Origin of the sequence: Streptomyces sp. HSG2, from assembly GCF_016598575.1 — a bacterium.
GTDB lineage: Bacteria > Actinomycetota > Actinomycetes > Streptomycetales > Streptomycetaceae > Streptomyces.
In genome coordinates, this window is the sequence record NZ_CP066801.1 from 2111280 (window position 1) to 2129241 (window position 17962).

16 protein-coding genes and 1 pseudogene are annotated in these 17962 nt (G+C 67.7%); 3 read left to right on the plus strand and 14 right to left on the minus strand.

What is annotated here, in order from left to right:
* Positions 1 to 410: 410 nt before the first annotated feature.
* Positions 411 to 785, plus strand: coding sequence for a hypothetical protein (locus tag JEK78_RS08670; protein ID WP_200263527.1), 375 nt, complete (start codon positions 411 to 413; stop codon positions 783 to 785).
* A 194-nt stretch (positions 786 to 979) separates the two neighbouring features.
* On the plus strand, positions 980 to 1339 hold the full coding sequence (locus JEK78_RS08675; protein WP_200263528.1) for a metalloregulator ArsR/SmtB family transcription factor: 360 nt from the start codon (positions 980 to 982) through the stop codon (positions 1337 to 1339).
* Positions 1340 to 1678: 339 nt separating this feature from the next.
* Here the strand turns inward: JEK78_RS08675 and JEK78_RS08680 are convergent, their stop codons facing one another.
* The gene (locus JEK78_RS08680; RefSeq protein WP_200263529.1) at positions 1679 to 1837 is read right to left on the minus strand and encodes a hypothetical protein; all 159 of its coding nucleotides are present in this window, start codon (positions 1835 to 1837) and stop codon (positions 1679 to 1681) included.
* Positions 1838 to 2755: 918 nt separating this feature from the next.
* Here JEK78_RS08680 and JEK78_RS08685 point away from each other — a divergent pair.
* Positions 2756 to 4140, plus strand: a pseudogene (locus JEK78_RS08685) (IS1380 family transposase).
* 1302 nt (positions 4141 to 5442) lie between these two features.
* Here the strand turns inward: JEK78_RS08685 and JEK78_RS08690 are convergent.
* The 13 genes from JEK78_RS08690 to JEK78_RS08750 all read right to left on the minus strand — a co-directional run bounded on the left by JEK78_RS08690 (position 5443) and on the right by JEK78_RS08750 (position 17961).
* Positions 5443 to 6696: an IS4 family transposase gene (locus tag JEK78_RS08690; protein WP_200260327.1), complete on the minus strand. Its 1254-nt coding sequence runs from the start codon at positions 6694 to 6696 to the stop codon at positions 5443 to 5445.
* Between the two features lie 1272 nt (positions 6697 to 7968).
* The gene (locus JEK78_RS08695) at positions 7969 to 9357 is read right to left on the minus strand and encodes an IS1380 family transposase (RefSeq protein ID WP_200261518.1); all 1389 of its coding nucleotides are present in this window, start codon (positions 9355 to 9357) and stop codon (positions 7969 to 7971) included.
* A 102-nt stretch (positions 9358 to 9459) separates the two neighbouring features.
* Complete coding sequence (locus JEK78_RS08700) at positions 9460 to 9927, minus strand: hypothetical protein (RefSeq protein WP_200263530.1); 468 nt, start codon at positions 9925 to 9927, stop codon at positions 9460 to 9462.
* A gap of 82 nt (positions 9928 to 10009) precedes the next feature.
* Positions 10010 to 11155, minus strand: a complete 1146-nt coding sequence (locus JEK78_RS08705; protein ID WP_242483307.1) for a hypothetical protein — start codon at positions 11153 to 11155, stop codon at positions 10010 to 10012.
* Positions 11156 to 11441: 286 nt separating this feature from the next.
* Positions 11442 to 11747: a hypothetical protein gene (locus tag JEK78_RS08710; RefSeq protein ID WP_200263531.1), complete on the minus strand. Its 306-nt coding sequence runs from the start codon at positions 11745 to 11747 to the stop codon at positions 11442 to 11444.
* Between the two features lie 7 nt (positions 11748 to 11754).
* A complete protein-coding gene (locus tag JEK78_RS08715; RefSeq protein WP_200264054.1) occupies positions 11755 to 12204 on the minus strand; it encodes a pilus assembly protein TadG-related protein in 450 nt (149 codons plus the stop codon).
* 305 nt (positions 12205 to 12509) lie between these two features.
* Positions 12510 to 12947: a TadE/TadG family type IV pilus assembly protein gene (locus tag JEK78_RS08720; protein ID WP_242483383.1), complete on the minus strand. Its 438-nt coding sequence runs from the start codon at positions 12945 to 12947 to the stop codon at positions 12510 to 12512.
* 5 nt (positions 12948 to 12952) lie between these two features.
* Positions 12953 to 13381 carry a TadE family protein gene (locus JEK78_RS08725; protein ID WP_200263532.1) on the minus strand — a complete coding sequence of 143 codons (429 nt, stop codon included), beginning with the start codon at positions 13379 to 13381 and terminating at the stop codon, positions 12953 to 12955.
* A 100-nt stretch (positions 13382 to 13481) separates the two neighbouring features.
* Positions 13482 to 13733, minus strand: a complete 252-nt coding sequence (locus tag JEK78_RS08730; RefSeq protein ID WP_200263533.1) for a hypothetical protein — start codon at positions 13731 to 13733, stop codon at positions 13482 to 13484.
* A gap of 148 nt (positions 13734 to 13881) precedes the next feature.
* Positions 13882 to 14802, minus strand: coding sequence for a type II secretion system F family protein (locus JEK78_RS08735; protein ID WP_200263534.1), 921 nt, complete (start codon positions 14800 to 14802; stop codon positions 13882 to 13884).
* Positions 14799 to 15788 (minus strand): type II secretion system F family protein, encoded by a 990-nt coding sequence (locus JEK78_RS08740; protein WP_242483308.1) that lies wholly within the window; start codon positions 15786 to 15788, stop codon positions 14799 to 14801. The genes JEK78_RS08735 and JEK78_RS08740 overlap by 4 nt, the downstream gene beginning before the upstream one ends.
* A complete protein-coding gene (locus JEK78_RS08745) occupies positions 15785 to 17104 on the minus strand; it encodes an ATPase, T2SS/T4P/T4SS family (RefSeq protein ID WP_200263536.1) in 1320 nt (439 codons plus the stop codon). The genes JEK78_RS08740 and JEK78_RS08745 overlap by 4 nt, the downstream gene beginning before the upstream one ends.
* Complete coding sequence (locus JEK78_RS08750) at positions 17101 to 17961, minus strand: hypothetical protein (protein WP_200263537.1); 861 nt, start codon at positions 17959 to 17961, stop codon at positions 17101 to 17103. Before JEK78_RS08750 ends, JEK78_RS08745 begins: the two co-directional genes overlap by 4 nt.
* Between the last annotated feature and the right edge of the window lies 1 nt (position 17962).

Here is a 17962-nt window from a genome sequence, read left to right on the forward strand (position 1 = left end):
GAACGTCATGGCCGGGTCGCGCTCCGTGGGGCGGCCGAGGCCCGTCAGCCGACGAGCAACCCCACCGACTTCCAAGCCCCCGATAGCCACCCCACGACAACCACCCGGGCGCGAGAACAGGCCTCCGCCATCACGGCCGTGAGCCCCCGTTCCTGTGCCCATGGGACAGGACCCGCCGCGCCCCGTATCGACCACCGGACGTGCCTGCTTCAGGGGACGCGAGAGCCCTGCGCAGCAGGTCGCGCAGATGCTCATCCGCGCACAGCACACAGCAGGACTCGATCATGTTCCGGTCAACACTTGTCACTACTGGTCAGCATCCACCCCTCCCCCTCCCTGCGACCTAATGTGCGACCACCGAACGCGCCGGAGGTGACTCCGGCCCACCGCCCATCGGAAGGGGAGACAGCGTGGCGAGTGTGGAAGTGTCGCTCAAGGAGATGATGACGGGGGTCGAGGGCGCCCTGGGCGCGGCCGTCGTCGACTACACCAGCGGGATGGCGCTGGGCACGTTGGGCGGGGGTGGCGACCTTGACCTGACGCTCGCCGCGGCGGGGAACACCGACGTGATCCGAGCCAAGGTCCGCACCATGGAGCAGTTGGGTCTGCGCAGTGAGATCGAGGACATCCTGATCACCCTCGCCGGGCAGTACCACCTCATCCGCCTCGTCGGCGGTCGCTCCGGACACGGTTTGTTCCTCTACCTCGTGCTGGACAAGGGACGCTCGAACCTGGCAATGGCCCGTCACCAGCTACGACGCGTCGAGGAACAACTGGAGGTTTGACGCCCACCCGGGTCCGTTCCTTTTCTTTGCCCACGATGTGAAGAATTCTTCAATTCGGCACATCAGCAAGATCCGAACTCGCGGATCACGCAACCGCCCTCCCCGAGGATGGATCGGCAGGTAAGAGCAGGATCGGCGGCGGCACCCCGAGTGTCGCCGCACCCCGGCCCCCACACCCGCCATGGAGCGCGCGCATGCAAGTACCCCTCTACCAAGCCAAGGCGGAGTTCTTCCGCATGCTCGGGCACCCGGTGCGCATCAGGGTCCTGGAGCTACTCCAGAACGGTCCGGTGCCGGTGCGGGACCTGCTCGCGGACATCGAGATCGAACCCTCCAGCCTGTCGCAACAGCTCGCGGTCCTGCGGCGCTCCGGCATCGTCGTGTCGAAGAGAGAGGGGTCCACGGTCAGCTACGCGCTCGCGGGCGGCGACGTCGCCGAGCTTCTGCGCGCGGCCCGTCGCATCCTCACCGAGCTACTGGCCGGCCAGAACGAACTGTTGGCGGAACTCCGCGAAACCGACACCACACCATCGGCCTCCGGCAGCACTCGATAGTGCCGCACCGGACCACCTACCCCTGGGCCTCACGGGCGGCGAGACCGCAGTCGGTGACGCGAACCTGGCCCGAAGGCGCCCCCGTGACGGACGATCTGGACACCCGGGTTCCAGGACCGAGGCCGGCGCGAAGTACCCTCACCGGAGGAGACCGACATGTCGTGTCAACGGTGTATGTCACTCCTGAGCACCACGTCGGCTCGACCCCGACTGTCCGTGTTTCGGCCCGCGGCAGAGGCCGGCGCGTCGGCGGACAGAGCACGACCGGCCCTTCGAAAAGGACCGGTCGCTGTCGATTCGAACGATGCCCCCCGTCCGCCGTCGGGTCGGGAGGAACCGTCAGCCGACCGCCATGGTGACAGTGGCGAGGACCACGTGAGCCGTGACGATGGAGACCGCCACAGCGGCGTGCGCCAACGTGACAGGAAAGGCGTGCTGCGGGCTCACACCCTGGCTCTGCTCGGTCAGTTCTTGATCAAATTGCTCAGAGATTCTCACCGTCGCTGTCATGGCCACCTCGATTCCTCGTTCGGACTCTTCTTTCTCCGGGGCCGACTGGCCATGTCCGGATGCCGATGGTTTACTTGTGACCTGGGACACCCGGACGTGGTGGCCAGGTCCTGTTGTCGGACCGTGAGCCGGGTTTGCGTCGAGCCGACTCACTCGGACGTATGGGCTGGTCAGACTCGTGGGCTGGCACTGATTCGACAGGTTGACCCTCATCGGTGGAGAGCCGAGCGGCCCACCTGGTGTGAGTGGGCCGCTGTGTCACTCCCATAATCAGTGGAGCCGTTGTCCCCCTTCGTCCCCCATTCGGGGGACATGGCCAGAGGAAGAGGCATCCCCCACACGGAGGAGACCTTCTGGCGGCGGGAGGAGAACCAACCGGGACCGCGCCGCCGGTGCCGGATCCCGCGTCACCGTGACCCGCCCCCTCCAACGGTCGATGCTTTCCCGGCCACGATGACGCGAGAGAATCACAGGGCCTTTGGCCCCACGTTTGTCGCCGCACCGCCCTGATGCCGCGCCTCAGGCCCTGGGGATGAACAGCCTCGACCGGCCTGGGACCATCGGAGCCTTCCTTCGTGGATACCCCTGGTCTTGGCCAGCTTTACCTCAAGGCGGAGCAGTGGGACGCCCCTCCGCCCCTTCGTCCACATACCGACAAGCACCATCTATCAGTCCAGACTCATCTTCAGAGCGAGTCGCACTTCACAGTGAGAGGGTCTGAGCCATTTCGTCAACCATGTCTTCCAGAAGTTGGTCGAGTACCGGTTCTGTCCAGGAAGCCATGAGCCTGGATCCACCGCGTGATACTCGGCCTGCGGGCGATGAAAAGAGAAGAGGTGCCTGCTGACCTGGGACGATGGGAGTTCCTACGCCCACACCAGTCCCACGAAGCAAGGCACCTCGTAAGTGAAAGTCTCCCACAGGCCCGCGGAGCTCTTCGCCGCGTTCGACGACCCTGACCTGATCGCGCACGCCGGGCTGGTCCCGACGGTCCGGCTGGCCGAGCGGTGCGGTCTGCCCGCTCTGGTGGCCGAGAAGGTTGACCTGACCACTGCGAAGAACGGGGCCGGTACGGCCGCCGACGCGAAAGCGATGTCGATCGTGGGCGGCATGGTCGCCGGGGCGGACAGCATCGACGACCTGGACATACTGCGTCACGGCGGGTTGCCGCGCCTGTTCGGCGGGGTGCGGGCGCCCTCCACGCTGGGCAGTTTCCTGCGTGCCTTCACCTGGGGGCATGTGCGCCAACTGGAGTCCGCTGCACGGGCGTTCACCTGCCGCCTGGCCGCGCACACCGGCCTCATCCCGAAGCGGGACGAGGTGGTGTTCGTGGACATCGACTCCAAGGTCAAGCAGGTCTACGGCCCTGCCAAGCAGGGCGCCTCCTTCGGCTACACCAAGCAGCGGGGCTGCACTTCCAGATCGTCACCGTGAAGACGTCCACCTGCGCCCCGTGATCGTGGCCACCAGGCTGCGCAAGGGTTCGGCAGGCTCCGGCAAGGGCGCGGCGAGTCTGCTGCGCGAGGCACTGGCCACGGTCCGGGCCATGGGCATCACCGCCCAAGTCGTCGTCCGCGCGGACTCGGCGTACTTCTCCCACAAGGTCGTCGATGTGTGCCGCAAGGCCGGCGCCGCGTTCTCTCTGGCCGTCGCGGTCAAGAAGACCATCCGCGAGGCCATCGCGGGCATCCCGAGGACGCTTGGACGCCGATCAAGTACGCCAGCGCCGTCTGGGACGCCGAGGAGGAACGCTGGATCTCCGACGCCGAGATCACCGAGATCCCCTTCACCGCGTTCACCAGCAAGAAGAAGGCGTTCCACACCACCGCACGGCTCATCGTGCGCCGCGTGAAGCGGCTGAACCCCACCGGCGTGCCCGCCGGCCAGGCCGAACTGTTCGGGGTCTGGCGCCACCATGTGATCTTCACCGACAGCCCCTTCGTCCTCGCTCAGGCCGAGCCGATGCACCGCGAACACGCCGTCATCGAGCAGGTCTTCGCCGACCTGGAAGACTCCGCCCTCGCCCACCTGCCCTCGGGGAAGTTCACCGCGAACGCCGCCTGGTTGACCTGGCCGCCACCGCCTACAACCTCACCCGTGCGAGCGGCCACCTCGCCTCCGCCTTCCACGCCAAGGCGAGGACCGGCACCATCCGCCGCCACCTCATCAACATCCCCGCCCGGATCGCCACCGGAGCCCGCCGCCTCACCCTCCACCTGCCCGAACGCTGGCGCTGGTGTGACGACTTCACCGACCTGTGGACCGCCACCGGCCAGCGCATGCTCACCTGAACCACGCAGCCGACCTGACCACCCACGACCTGAAAAACCTCGGAGACCCCGCACCGGACGGCCACCCGGCCCATCGTGCTGCCCGCACCCCGAAAGATCACCCCGAGCCCGCCGGATACCGGAGACGAGAATTCACGCGGTGGATCCAGGATGAGAGTAACCGCAGATTTGACCCCAGGCGGACGAACACCATAAAAAAGCGTGCGAATCACTGGGCGAGGTCGAAGCCGATGCCCTCGGTCCTCGAAAATGTTCTGACGGAGACGGATGGCGTCACCCAGCGGAAGTCTCCTACTCTCCCATAGCGGCGCCCCGAAATCGCCACCACTGAGCATGCGCTCTGTCAGCAAGTCGAGAGTCACCTCGGGGATGATGGAATCCGGGTTTATCACATCGATTTCCAGAATGGCTGCGACCCTGTCGTGCCCGCTGACGTACCAGGCTAAGGCTGCGAAAGGAGTGCGCGTCTGGCAGTCCTTGGCGACTCGCTCCAGATCCCGAGTCAGACACCTGGGGTCTCCCTTCTGGGCATCCCTCTCGTACCGTATGGCAACTTCCCGCCCCTGCGACTCGGCCCAACTTCGGAGGTCGCCATCAATTGAAACAGGGATCGCAACCCAGTCTTCCGAGCATCGGAGCGTCAAGTGAGAGAATTTCCCTCTCTGCAAGAGACTAATCCGTCCAATTCAACGAAGCGGCGACAGCATCGAATAGCTCCGACATGGCTTCGGCAAGAAACTCGAGGGGGGTTGAAAAGGTCAATAGCAGAATGGCCCGGGCGCGGGGTACCGGTATGTGGTACTCCACAATAAGAGAACGCAGTCCTTGATCAGCACCTGCCACCGACTCGGGCAGTGACGTCCATCTCTGGACCCGAACCGCCCCACCGGCGGGAAGGTGCCTGATGCAGATCTTCCGATCGGCACCTCCGTCGTCGCTTCGTTCTCCCTCTTCTGGCCGGCCACACGAGACCACCAGCGAGTCCGCCAACGCCTGCAGCGGCAGTGCCCCCGGTTGCGGAATCGGCGTCAGACTGACCAGCATGGAGGCCGGAATCGTCAACAATGCCACGTAGCGTAAGTTGATCAAGCTGTCCGGGTGGTCTGCTCTGGCAGGTTGACCAGGCGTACGGTGGGTGGCCCAGCGTGGCGGACACCGCGGTCGTCGGGTCGTTTTGCCGCGAATCGGCTGCGTCGTACGCGTTTGACCTTGCGGAGGTAACTGCGGTGGCGGCGCCGGGGGTTGAGGTGGCGTTTGCGGGTGATCTCCCGCTGGATCTCGGTGACGGCGGCAGCCAGGTCCTCAGGGGGAAACGGCCGCCGGATCGGCGATCCGGCGGCGCACGATCCGCAGCGTGCGGGTGGGGCTGAGCCGGTCGGGGTCGAGCCCGGCCTCCGAGGCCGCCCGGCACATCAGAGCGGCGAGGGTGTACTGCGTCAGCAGCAGCCCGAACACCTCCTGTTCGACCAGCTCGGGGCTCTTGGAGCGCAGCATCCGGCCGACCGGGTCGAGCAGCTCCTTCAAGATCTTGTTGACGGTCTCGTGCTCCCACCGCTCGGCATAGGTGTGTGCCAGCAGAGGTGCGGGATGGGCGGCGGGGTCGGTGAGCGTGGTGAGCAGGCAGAACAGCTCGCGGTCGGTCGTGTCCCCGCGGTCTTCGACCTCGTACTCCACCACCCGTACCAGCCGGGCCCGTTCGGGGTCGGGTTCTGCTCCGGCGCGGGCGGCCTGGAGCAGGCGCGCGCGGGCGGCGGTCGTGACCGACGGCGCGTAGATGAGCGCCAGGTAGGAGCCGTCGCCCAGGTCCTTCACCCTGGGCAGTTCCGGGCCGGCTCCGACCCGCCACAGCAGCTCGGCCCCGGTCTGCGCGGCCCGGCACCACAGATCGAAGCCGAAGAGCCCGGCGTCCGCGGTGGCCAGCATGCCCTCCTCGAGGTAGTCGAGCAGACCGGCGAGCAGGGTGCGCTCGCCGCTGCCCTTGCCGTGGCACGGGGCGATCTCGGCGGCCAGCGGAGCGCGGGGTCCGTCCTCGATCAGAGTGAGCAGACGCAGCTGGGGGAAAGCGGAGCGCTCGCCGGCCGATCCGGGGTAACCGTAGGCGCCCGCGTTGGAGGGGGTGTCGGGCATGTCGAGGGTGGTGCCGTCGAAGGAGACCAGCCGCAGGCTGCCCAGATGGGCGCCGACGGTCAGCAGATCGGCGACCGGCACCGCGGTGCGGCGGAAGACCTCGCGCATCACCTGCGGGCCCAGCCGCTTGCGGGCCTGGGTAATCGCGCTGGCAGTGGGCACGGGATCGCCGCTGCGGCAGGCACCCAGGCGGGCCAGTGGCTCGATCATGCGGGCGGCGACCTCCTCGTAGTCCTCGCCGCGGAACAGCGCCAAGCCCATGACCAGGTAGACCACCACATGCGGGGGCAGCTTGCCGTCGGAGCGGCGAGCCTGCCTGCCGTACTCGGCCACCACCTCGTCGATCACATCACGCGAGACATCGGCGGCCAGGACCCCCACGGAGACCAGATCCTGCAACTTCCGTTCCCGCAACGCGTCCTGATCCATGCCCGGCACGGTAGCCAACCCGACGGGCGGGGTGACGCGAACCCACCCCAACAACAAGATCAACTTACGCTACGTGGCATTGGAATCGTCAACGGTCCGATCGACTGCAGGCTCAGGTACAACGCTATGCCGCCTATTCTGTAGGCCTTGGCAGCGCGCCGTCGCATATCCCTCCGAACCTCGCCCTTAAGATGGGGCGCGTTGTCGACACCCTGAAACTGGCGCTCTATCAGTGCATCAATACAGGCGTCCCGATCCTTGGGATCCAAGAGAATGCGAAACCAGCCCTCGGGCAAAATTACTTGGTAGTCGCTCGGAGGGGTCGCCTTCGGCTGCCCTTGACTCATGATGCCTTCTCCGCTTCTTGTGAACGATGCAGCGGTCGGTCCAGCCGAAGTGAGCGCACTCGGTGCAGGACATAGGGCGCCGTCTGTGCAGTCACCCCTAGAACTCCCATGATGACTGCTGCCCAACCGAACGAAGGATGAGTATCGCGGACGTGCAGGCCTACGAATACGGAGAGCACGGAACCGAGTGCCATGATCGATGTGGAGGACGGTCCCGCCACAGTGCTCGGAAATCGGACCATGCTCCGAGCGGCTTTGGCCGTTCCCGGCAGGAGACCCATTCCCAAGGTCGGGCCTTTGGGCCAAATCGACCGAGGGCCCAAGCGTCGCTGGGACAGGGAAAGTCCAGAGGTCCGGCGAAGGGAGTCCCACTCTGCGGCCCCCCTTTCGCCCGCGAACCACAGCTGCCACGGAAGGACCGCCCGCATCTGTGTTCCCGGGCCCCGAAGTTCGACACCCACCGTTTCGCCCCTGACGTCCACGACACGGACCATGGTGGTGACAGCGTGCGGGCCGGTAAGCGGCAGCCAGCACTCCATCCCACCAAGATCTCGCAGAACCAGGTCATGGCTCTGCACCCGTAGTTCGGTGCGTCGACAGAATCTGAGCGTGGCACCGGCGCCAGGCGCCGGAGAAGGCCGGATCCGAGCCAGAACCGGCGGCTTGAGGCGAAGCAGACGGCGTTGTGTCCAGAATCTCAGCGCAAGTCGCGCCGCTGGGGCGGCGAAAGCCGTGACAGTCAGAACCACGAGGACCGCCATGGACACATGCTCAGCCTGGATCCACCGCGTGAATTCTCGTCTCCGGTATCCGGCGGGCTCGGGGTGATCTTTCGGGGTGCGGGCAGCACGATGGGCCGGGTGGCCGTCCGGTGCGGGGTCTCCGAGGTTTTTCAGGTCGTGGGTGGTCAGGTCGGCTGCGTGGTTCAGGTGAGCATGCGCTGGCCGGTGGCGGTCCACAGGTCGGTGAAGTCGTCACACCAGCGCCAGCGTTCGGGCAGGTGGAGGGTGAGGCGGCGGGCTCCGGTGGCGATCCGGGCGGGGATGTTGATGAGGTGGCGGCGGATGGTGCCGGTCCTCGCCTTGGCGTGGAAGGCGGAGGCGAGGTGGCCGCTCGCACGGGTGAGGTTGTAGGCGGTGGCGGCCAGGGTCAACCAGGCGGCGTTCGCGGTGAACTTCCCCGAGGGCAGGTGGGCGAGGGCGGAGTCTTCCAGGTCGGCGAAGACCTGCTCGATGACGGCGTGTTCGCGGTGCATCGGCTCGGCCTGAGCGAGGACGAAGGGGCTGTCGGTGAAGATCACATGGTGGCGCCAGACCCCGAACAGTTCGGCCTGGCCGGCGGGCACGCCGGTGGGGTTCAGCCGCTTCACGCGGCGCACGATGAGCCGTGCGGTGGTGTGGAACGCCTTCTTCTTGCTGGTGAACGCGGTGAAGGGGATCTCGGTGATCTCGGCGTCGGAGATCCAGCGTTCCTCCTCGGCGTCCCAGACGGCGCTGGCGTACTTGATCGGCGTCCAAGCGTCCTCGGGGATGCCCGCGATGGCCTCGCGGATGGTCTTCTTGACCGCGACGGCCAGAGAGAACGCGGCGCCGGCCTTGCGGCACACATCGACGACCTTGTGGGAGAAGTACGCCGAGTCCGCGCGGACGACGACTTGGGCGGTGATGCCCATGGCCCGGACCGTGGCCAGTGCCTCGCGCAGCAGACTCGCCGCGCCCTTGCCGGAGCCTGCCGAACCCTTGCGCAGCCTGGTGGCCACGATCACGGGGGCGCAGGTGGACGTCTTCACGGTGACGATCTGGAAGTGCAGCCCGCGCTGCTTGGTGTAGCCGAAGGAGGCGCCCTGCTTGGCAGGGCCGTAGACCTGCTTGACCTTGGAGTCGATGTCCACGAACACCACCTCGTCCCGCTTCGGGATGAGGCCGGTGTGCGCGGCCAGGCGGCAGGTGAACGCCCGTGCAGCGGACTCCAGTTGGCGCACATGCCCCCAGGTGAAGGCACGCAGGAAACTGCCCAGCGTGGAGGGCGCCCGCACCCCGCCGAACAGGCGCGGCAGCCCGCCGTGACGCAGTATGTCCAGGTCGTCGATGCTGTCCGCCCCGGCGACCATGCCGCCCACGATCGACATCGCTTTCGCGTCGGCGGCCGTACCGGCCCCGTTCTTCGCAGTGGTCAGGTGGACCTTCTCGGCCACCAGAGCGGGCAGACCGCACCGCTCGGCCAGCCGGAACGTCGGGACCAGCCCGGCGTGCGCGATCAGGTCAGGGTCGTCGAACGCGGCGAAGAGCTCCGCGGGCCTGTGGGAGACTTTCACTTACGAGGTGCCTTGCTTCGTGGGACTGGTGTGGGCGTAGGAACTCCCATCGTCCCAGGTCAGCAGGCACCTCTTCTCTTTTCATCGCCCGCAGGCCGAGTATCACGCGGTGGATCCAGGCTCAGAGAAGACGAAGACAGTGAAGGCTACGAACCACAGCGAGCCGGCGAGCAACCGTGTGGCCCAGTACCAGGCGGGAAACGCAGTACCGGGATCCAATGAACGACGGAATCCGGCAGGAGCTACCAGCGGATCATCGCGATCCCGTACCACACGCAGTGGGATGCCTGCGGTTTCCAGGAGGCTCGCCACGCCGCTTCGACCGAGCAGTTGTTCACCATGGATCCACCGCCTGGGGAGCAGCGGTGCTTCGGGCAGCCAATTCCGCACCTCGATCCGCGCAACGAGGCACCCCTCGTGGTTCTGCAGTTGCAGTTCGCCCCATGAACCAGTAACGAGAGGGCCCATCCGTGCCTGATTCGCGCCCGCCACATCGATGAAGACAGCGCGCGTGATCCCGCAGCCACCGATCTCATAGCGCACAGTACGTTTGCGAGTCCGCAGGACCAAGTCGCCTCCTTCCACGAAGAGCCGTGACAGATGGCATAGTTCCAGCCCCGGACCGCGTGACGCGGCAGGCCGGAGAGCCGGCTCAGGAGTCACTTGGGCCCCCGTTGAAGAGTTCGGTCACCGCACCGTAGGCACCTTCCGCCCCTGCTGCTACCCCAGCAGAAGTGGCTCCTACCCAGACGTTTACCTGACCACCAAAGTTTTCGACTGCGCGAGCGACCGAAGACTGTCCACTCGCGGCAGGTGCCATCCCATCGATGTTGGCGGCGGCTCTGGCCAGCGCAGGATCCAAGGTCCCGGCTGAGGTCGGCGGCACAATATCTGCGACGGCGTCCTGCCACCGACTTCTTGAAAGCGCGTTGCCGACCGATCTCGTCGCATCGAACGCATCCCGGGCGACGGCCACGGGACTGAAGCCCTCCCTGATATTGCTCCAGTTCGGAAAAGGGCCCTTCGGAGCGTTCGCAAGTGCATGCGCGGCCTCTCTGCCCCGAAGCATTCCCTGAGTACCTCTATTCGCCAGGTTCCAGGCAGCATTCGGCTTACGGCCGCTCGCCATCGCTTGCCGGAAGAGGTTGCTCCGGGCGAGCGCCATGCTTCCTGCCGCTGCGGCTTGTGCACCGAGAACAGCAGCCCGGCCGATTCCGAAAGTGGCTACCCCCACAGCGTCCAAGGCGACCGACTTCCAACTCCCCGCGCCTCCCAAGACGAGCACGAGGTCCGTGGCGAGTGCGACAACACTCGCCACCAGAGCGACAATCGTGGCGAGTGCGGCGAGGGCTTGGCCTATGACGGGGATCCAGCCCAGCGCCAGGGCGGCTACCCCCGCCCACAGCGCAATACGCCCCGCCCAGGCAGAGACCTGACCGAGCCAATCGGCATTTTCCTGAACCCAGTCTTCGAACTTGTCCGTCCATCCATCTTTCAGTCCATCATCGTGATGAACGTCATTTATGGCGTCTGCGGCACGTCGAGCCGCTACATCGCGAACTTCTTTGGCTTCTCTTAGGCTTTGATTGGCGCGTGACAGTGCGAGCAGAGCCTGGCGCTCTCTTTCTTGCTCCCTTTTCAGCAGACCATCAGAATCTCCGTCCATGCCCTCGCGCTGGACATCGATCGATTTTCGGGCAGAGGTTAAACTTTCTTGAGCGGCCTCGGCATCACGAAGTGCCGCATCGGCCAACTGTTGCGCCCGATTCAACTCGGAGGCGTATTCATTGCTGGCCATTCCATCTGTGAGACGAGTACCCAGAGCACTCGCCGCCTCATCGTATCGCCTGAGCGCCCTTCGAAGCTTGTCCCCTGCGCCCGATGCGGCTTCACGGAATTCGGTAGCCGCCTCACCCTTCCACCCCTCGACGGACGACAGTTGATCGATCTCGCGGGCCTGCCTCCCAATGGCATCTGCGGTCTGCCGCAGTCGTCGCCCCAATTGGGCCACGGCTCCGGATCGCCAGGTACCGGATCAGAGGGCTCATCCAGAACAGCCCAGCGGTGCCCAGCAGGTCGCGCTGTCATGAAGAATTCCCTTCGTCCGAGCGACGCAACGCATCGACCAAGGCCCGGTCCAGTTCCTCATACGACTGAGCCGCTCCCGCTATGATTCGTTGCAGCGCGTCCAGTTCACCCATCAACTGCTCACGTCGAATCCTCCAGTTGCTCTCGAAATCGTCGAATCTTTGGAGGATCAGCTGCGAACCGATCTCATCGACGCCATATCCCTGGGCCGGGTTCGCCTGATCACCAAGTGCTTCACGAATCCGCCGCAAGTCGCGAGCGCAGTCCCTCATTCTCCCGACGTCGGCTTCCTGATCACCCACGTGGCACTCACCCCACTTCGTTCTCCGCGACCGCCTGTCCGCGGACCACCACGTCGCCGCCGTAGAACACGCCGGTGAACACCGGGGAGTAGGTGAGCTGTACCTCGACCTGGACTTGGGCGGCGTCGGCGCTGAGGCAGTGGGCGGCGGCGATGTCGGGTGCGGCCATGTCCATCTCGGCGGCGAACTCCTTGACGCGTGCGTCGCAGTTCTCGTAGTTGATCGGAGCTGGCCCGCCCGCGTCCTCGTAGAGGGCCTCCCGGTCGATGTCCTGGGCGGCGTAGCGAGCGGCCTGCTCCGCGATGTCGGCAGCTCGTTCGCGCCGGGAGATGGACAGGCCGCCGTCGATGACGAACGCCGCCAGAGCCAGGAAGACGAGCGCGAAGACGATCACCGCGCCCGCGCCGGAACCACGGTCGTCAAGGTGGAGGCGGTGGACCGTCGAGAACTCGCGCAGTGCGGTCCGCGGGCTTCTCGCGCTCGTCACGTCGCGGGTGCCCGAGTGTCGCGCCCCACCGCCGGGGTCGCGTCTCCCGTCAAGGAGGCCATCCGATTTGACGGCAGGTCCGAGGTGGCGTGGACCCCGGCGCGCGCGGCCGGGTGCCGGTTCGGGGAGGACAGCGCGGCGCCCCACCACCCGGGCCCGTCGCCGAGCGTCCGCCACTCGCCTCCCCACCCTCGCCCTTCGCCCGCCCGGCGGCACGCGCGCGTCGCTCGCATTCCGTCGCCCGCCACCATCGCCCAGGAGGTCCCGTGTTCCGCTCACGCCGTCCTCCGGTACGGATCGAGGGGAGAGCTGAAGGCGGCCGACAGCGTGGTCGGGATGTCCAGGCCCACCACCGCCAGCCCTCTCACCCGGCAGCTCACCTCGACGGTGAAGAGGGTGTCCGGCTCGAAACCCTGGCTGGTCTGCGTCACCGACACGGGACCCGAGCACACGTCCACGAGGTTCGCCTCGGCCGCCTTCCGGGCCTCTGCCATGGCCGTGGCGTGATCCTTCTGGATCGAACCCGCTCGGGCGGCGTCACGGGCGGCACCGTCGACGGCCCCCCGCCCTCCCACCAACTGGCCCAGGCCGACCAGAACAAGGACGAACAAGATCATGACCGGGGCGATGATCACCACCTCGACGGTGGAGAGACCTCGGTCGTCGAGTGCCCCAGACGAGAACCCGGCGCGGCTTTCCTCTCCTCGCCCGATCCGCGTCACTGGCCGCCTCCGTCCTGTACGAAACGCTCCACCGGACCCACGGACCGCGCCCGCACCGTCAGGTCCAGGCCCGGGAAGACCGTCGGGATCCGAGCCGTGACCTCGACGCCGACCGTGTTCTGCTCCGGCTGGAGCAGCCGCACATCCGGGCCGAGGACCAATTGGGGTCCGAGTTGCCCGATGTAACGGTCGACCACCTCACGGGCCTCGCCCTGCCACGCTCCAGGCCGCGCGTCCGCGGTCGCGCGGGCCTTTCGCGCGCCCGCCTGGGCCGCCGCCTGGGCGACGTGGTCGGCGAAGAAGTACAGAGCGAACTGGACCGTCGCGAAGATCATGAAGAACAGGACCGGGGTCAGCAGAACGAACTCGATGGCGGTCATCCCCGAGTCGCCGCGCTCGGCGGCGGCCTTCCGGGCCCTCGACATCCGGTGACAGGCCCACCGGCGGACCCTCCCTCGCACCTTTTGCACCTCCTCGCCCCCTTCCGGCCGACTCCGTTCGTCGCGCGTGCCTCCGCGCCTCCGGTCAGCAGGTCGAACCCGCGTCGGCCCCCGCGATGCACTCGCCGACCTTGGTGGCTCCCTCGCTCAGAGCGGTGTTGATGATCGCGGCGACCGCGCCGACGATCGCGACCACGACGGCGGAGATGATGACCCACTCCACGGCCGAGGCACCGCGGTCCCGGCCGCCGGCGCGCGCTCGCTCCACACGCGCGCGCAGGAAAGTGACCAGGAAGTCCACGGCGGGCACACCGGAACGGAACTCTCGTCCGATCATGCTGTCTCGTCCTCTCAGAGTCGTTCGCGACATCGGGCTTGCCGACGTCGTATGTTCAGGTCGGCACTTGATGGATGAGGTCGGACACCGGCGCCCGAGGTCGAGGCGTCGGTGGCGGGCCCAGGCCGGGTCCGGTGTCGCCACGCGCTCACACCTGGAACACTCGGATCGCGGCCGGGTAGATGAGGAAGACCAGGAAGCCGGCGCAGAGCAGCAGCTGCGCCACGAGCATCGACTGGGACTTCTCCCCGGCGCTGCCCTCGATCTCCGCCAGTTCGCGGTGGCGCATGGTCTCCGCCCGTGCGGCCAGGGACTCCCGCACCTTGGCGCCGTCGTCCGAGACCAGGGCCAGGGACGCGGAGAGGTCCTTGAGCTCCTCGACACCGAGTTCCTCCCCTAGCTGGCCGAGCGCCTGCCACTGGCTGATCCCGGTGATCCGGGCGTCGGACAGGGCGCCGCGGATCCGCCGGTTCGCCCAGCCGTCCGACACCTCGGCCGCCGCCATCAGCGCCTCCGGCAACCCCCGGCCGCCGGCCAGGCTCATGGAGACCAGGTCCAGATACGCCCCGATGACCCGACGCAGATCGCGCCGCCTGTCGGCCGCGTCCCGCCGCACCTCCAGGTCGGGGAGGAAGAAGAACACCGCTCCACACGCCAGGGCCATCCAGACCGGGACGGCCACCCCGGACCCGAGACCCAGCTGCCATACGGCCACGAACAGCATCGGGCCGAAGAACAGACCGGCCGCCCCCAGAAGGGCCTTCGTGGCCAGGAAGTGCTCCCAGCTCCGCTCCAGGACCGCCAGGTCCGCGCGCACGGAGCGCAGCTCCCACCCCTGCTGCCGATACAACTCGGCGATCCGGACTCCGGCCCACGCGCGAAGGGATCCCAGGTGGCCGACGTCCGGCGCCGAGGGGGAGGACTCGTGGCGCGCACCGCGCGCCCGCAGCGCGTCGACCCGTGCCACCTGCGCCAACGGATCGCCGCTGCCGGGGAAGAGGGCACGCAGCAGAATGTGGCAACCGAGCCCGAGGAGGCCGCCGACGACGAGGGTGATCGTGATGTTCACCGCAGGGCCCCGTCTCTCGGTCCGGCCCCCGCCGGGGCCGCGCCGGAGGGCTCGGGACGAGCGAACCACACCGGGGGCTCGTCCCGCACGAGGAACCGCTCGGGTGTCTCGATGGTCGACAGCTTGCGCAGCCACCAGAAGCCGAGCGCGAACAGCCCGCAGACGCCGGCGAGGACGAGCTGCCCGACCACCGTGCCGTACGGCTCGACGAACTCCCGGTTGAAGATGGCCAGCCCCAGGACGAAGGCGACGGACACCGCCACCACGATCTGCACCGAGCGCCGGGTGGCGGAACGTTGGGCCATCACGCGCTGCCGCATGTCGACCTCCTCCCGGGCCGACTTCGCCAGCGCCCCCAGCACCTGGCGTAGGCCCGGCCCACGCAGTCGGGCGTTGAGGATGAGTGCGGCGACGATGATGTCGGCCGAGGCGTCGTCAATCTCGTCGGCGAGCAGGTGCAGGGCGTCGGGCAGCGGGGTCCGCGCGCGCAGACGGTCGACGAGGGCGTCCAAGTGGGGCCGGAGCACGGGGGCGGCGGCCCTGGCGGAGGCCGGGATGGCCTGCTCCAGGCCGACCGCGCCGGCGATGGTGTCGCGCAGGGACTCCGTCCAGGAGGCGAGCGCCTCCACGCGGCGCATGGCCGCGCGTTCCTCGGCGGCCCCTCCGAAGAGCCGATCCCAGAAGAAGACGAGGACTCCGGCCGCGATCCCGGCGACGGCCCAACGGGACAGGACCAGGACGACGATGCCGACCAGAACGGCGATCGAGCCACGGCGTCCGAGGTAGACGAGCAGTTCGCCGGCGCGTTCGGTGGTCAGCCGCTTCTCCCGCTCCGGCTTGACGGGCAACCCTCGCAGCGCGGTGAAGAGCAGCGCGAGTCCGCCACCGATGGCGAGCCCGCAGCAGAGGGCGTAGAGGAACGTGATCGAGAACAGGCCGCTCGGGGACCCGCCCGCGCCCAGCGCGGCGTCGGTGGTCGCGATCACGCTCCGCTCACCCCCCATGCGCCGCTCGGTCGGTAGCCGTGCTCGATCAGTTCCTCCAAGCAGGACAGCGGGGCATGGGCCACGACGTTCCCGTCGGGTCGCTCGGCGAACACCTCGCTGGAGAGCACCCTTCCGTCGACGCCGTTGACCTCGCGCACGGAGGTCACCACGCGTCGCAGCTTCCCACCGCTCTGGAAGTGGTTGCGTCGCTGGACGAAGACGACGAAGTTGACGGCACCGGCCACCAACATCTGACTGGCCTCGATCGGCAGTCGCTCCGACGCCTGTAGGGCGTAGGTCGAGATGCGGTTGAAGACCTCGTGGGAGCTGTTGGCGTGGATCGTGGAGAGCGAGCCGTCGTTGCCCTGCGACATCGCGTTGAGCATGGTCACGATCTCGTCGCCGAGCACCTCGCCGACGATCACTCGTGACGGGTTCATCCTGAGTGAGCGGCGGACCAACTCCGCCATCCCGATGGCTCCCTGACCCTCGGAGTTCGGCAACCGCTCCTCGAACGCGACCACGTTGGGATGCAGCTCGTCGAAGGTGTCGAGCCCCAACTCCAGCGCGCGCTCCACGGTGATGAGGCGCTCGTGTGGGGGGATCTCGTTGGCGAGCGCGCGCAACAACGTCGTCTTCCCGGCGTTCGTGGCACCGGCGATCATGATGTTCTTGCGGGCGCGGACCGCGCAGGCCAGGAAATGACCCAGCTCCGGGGTGAGGGTGCCGTTGCCGACCAGGTCCGAGATGAACACCTGGCCCATCCGCGAGCGACGGATGGACAGCGCGGGACGCCGCGCCACGTCCATCACGGCGGAGAGACGTGACCCGTCCGGGAGTCGCAGGTCGAGTTGAGGGTTGGCGGAGTCGAAGGGACGCGAGGAGAGTCCCGAGTACGCGCCGAGGACCTGGATGAGCTCGATCAACTCCTCGTCGGTGTCGGCGACCGCCTCGGCCCTGACCTCGCGACCATCGGCGTAACCGACGAAGACGTTGTCGCACCCGTTGATGTCGATGTTCTCGACGGCCGGATCGTCCAGCAGCGGCTGCAACCGGCCCACGCCGAAGAGCGCGGCGTGCACCGCGGCGGCGTACTGCTCCTCGGACTCCGCGTCCGGTGGGGTCCGCCCCGCGTTGATCTCGGTGCGGGCGTGCTCCTCCAGGATCTGCGCGATGACGGCTCGGGCGTACTGCCGCTCGTCCTCGGCCGTCATCGGGGCCACGCCGCCCACCTGATCCAGGCGACGCTGCTCGGCGATGCGGTCGCCGGCCTCCTGCCGGAACCGCTTGACCAACTGGTGATCGACAGCGGTCACCGGCCGGCCCCCGTGGGCCCGCCGACCGGATCGCCGCCGACGCCGGCCACGGGGGTGGACCAGGCGGTCCCGTACTGCTGGTGGAGATCGGCCGTGACCTTGCGGGCGGACCGGATCAGCAACGACTTCTCCAACCGGCCCCGCCTGCGCCCCGCCAGTTGGGCCGCGCCATTCGCGTCGTCGGCCAGCGTCCCCACCACCCGCGCCCCGGTCCGGGCGTGCACGAGCATGTCGTTGACCTGTCCGGCGAGCTTCCCGGCGACCGCGGTGTCGGCGATCAGGACGACACCGATCGCGGGCATGGCGATGCTCCCCGCTCCACGCGGTCCGCCGTGCAGCGAGGCCGAGAGAGCGGTGGCACGATCACGCACCCGAGCCAACGCCTCCGGCTCCACACGGGAGATCAGCAGCACCAGCGAGGCGTGCGGGAACAGCTCCACCGCCGGTGAGCCGCCACTGACGCGCCCACAGTCCGCGATCACGTCCGCCGGCGCCTGCGGGGACTCGGCGAGCGAGGTGAAGGCGCGCCCGAGCGTTGGCCATAGGCCGGCCAAGCCGGCGGCCTGCTCGGACGTGCCGAGCCCCACGAGCACGTCCAACCCCCCGCTCAGTGGCTGCACATGGTCCCAGAGTTGGTCCGGCACGAGCCCTCGGCGGGCGGTGGCCGCGATGGACAGCATGCCGGTGTTGGGGTCGAGGGGTCCACCATGTGCGGCGGCCGACCGGTAGACGAGGTCCCCGCCCGCCGGGTCGGTCTCCGCGAGCAGGACACGGCGCGGCCACACGGCCGCGAGGGCGACGGCCGCGGTGGTGACGCCGGGCGAACCCTTGTCAGCGGCCAGGGCGATAAGTGCCATG

Coding starts and splice junctions, on each gene's coding strand:
- JEK78_RS08690 (WP_200260327.1), bottom strand. CDS start 6,696: ATGGATCAGGACGCGTTGCGGGAACGGAAGTTGCAGGATCTGGTCTCC.
- JEK78_RS08725 (WP_200263532.1), bottom strand. CDS start 13,381: ATGTCGAGGGCCCGGAAGGCCGCCGCCGAGCGCGGCGACTCGGGGATG.
- JEK78_RS08705 (WP_242483307.1), bottom strand. CDS start 11,155: ATGGCCAGCAATGAATACGCCTCCGAGTTGAATCGGGCGCAACAGTTG.
- JEK78_RS08730 (WP_200263533.1), bottom strand. CDS start 13,733: ATGATCGGACGAGAGTTCCGTTCCGGTGTGCCCGCCGTGGACTTCCTG.
- JEK78_RS08750 (WP_200263537.1), bottom strand. CDS start 17,961: ATGGCACTTATCGCCCTGGCCGCTGACAAGGGTTCGCCCGGCGTCACC.
- JEK78_RS08675 (WP_200263528.1), top strand. CDS start 980: ATGCAAGTACCCCTCTACCAAGCCAAGGCGGAGTTCTTCCGCATGCTC.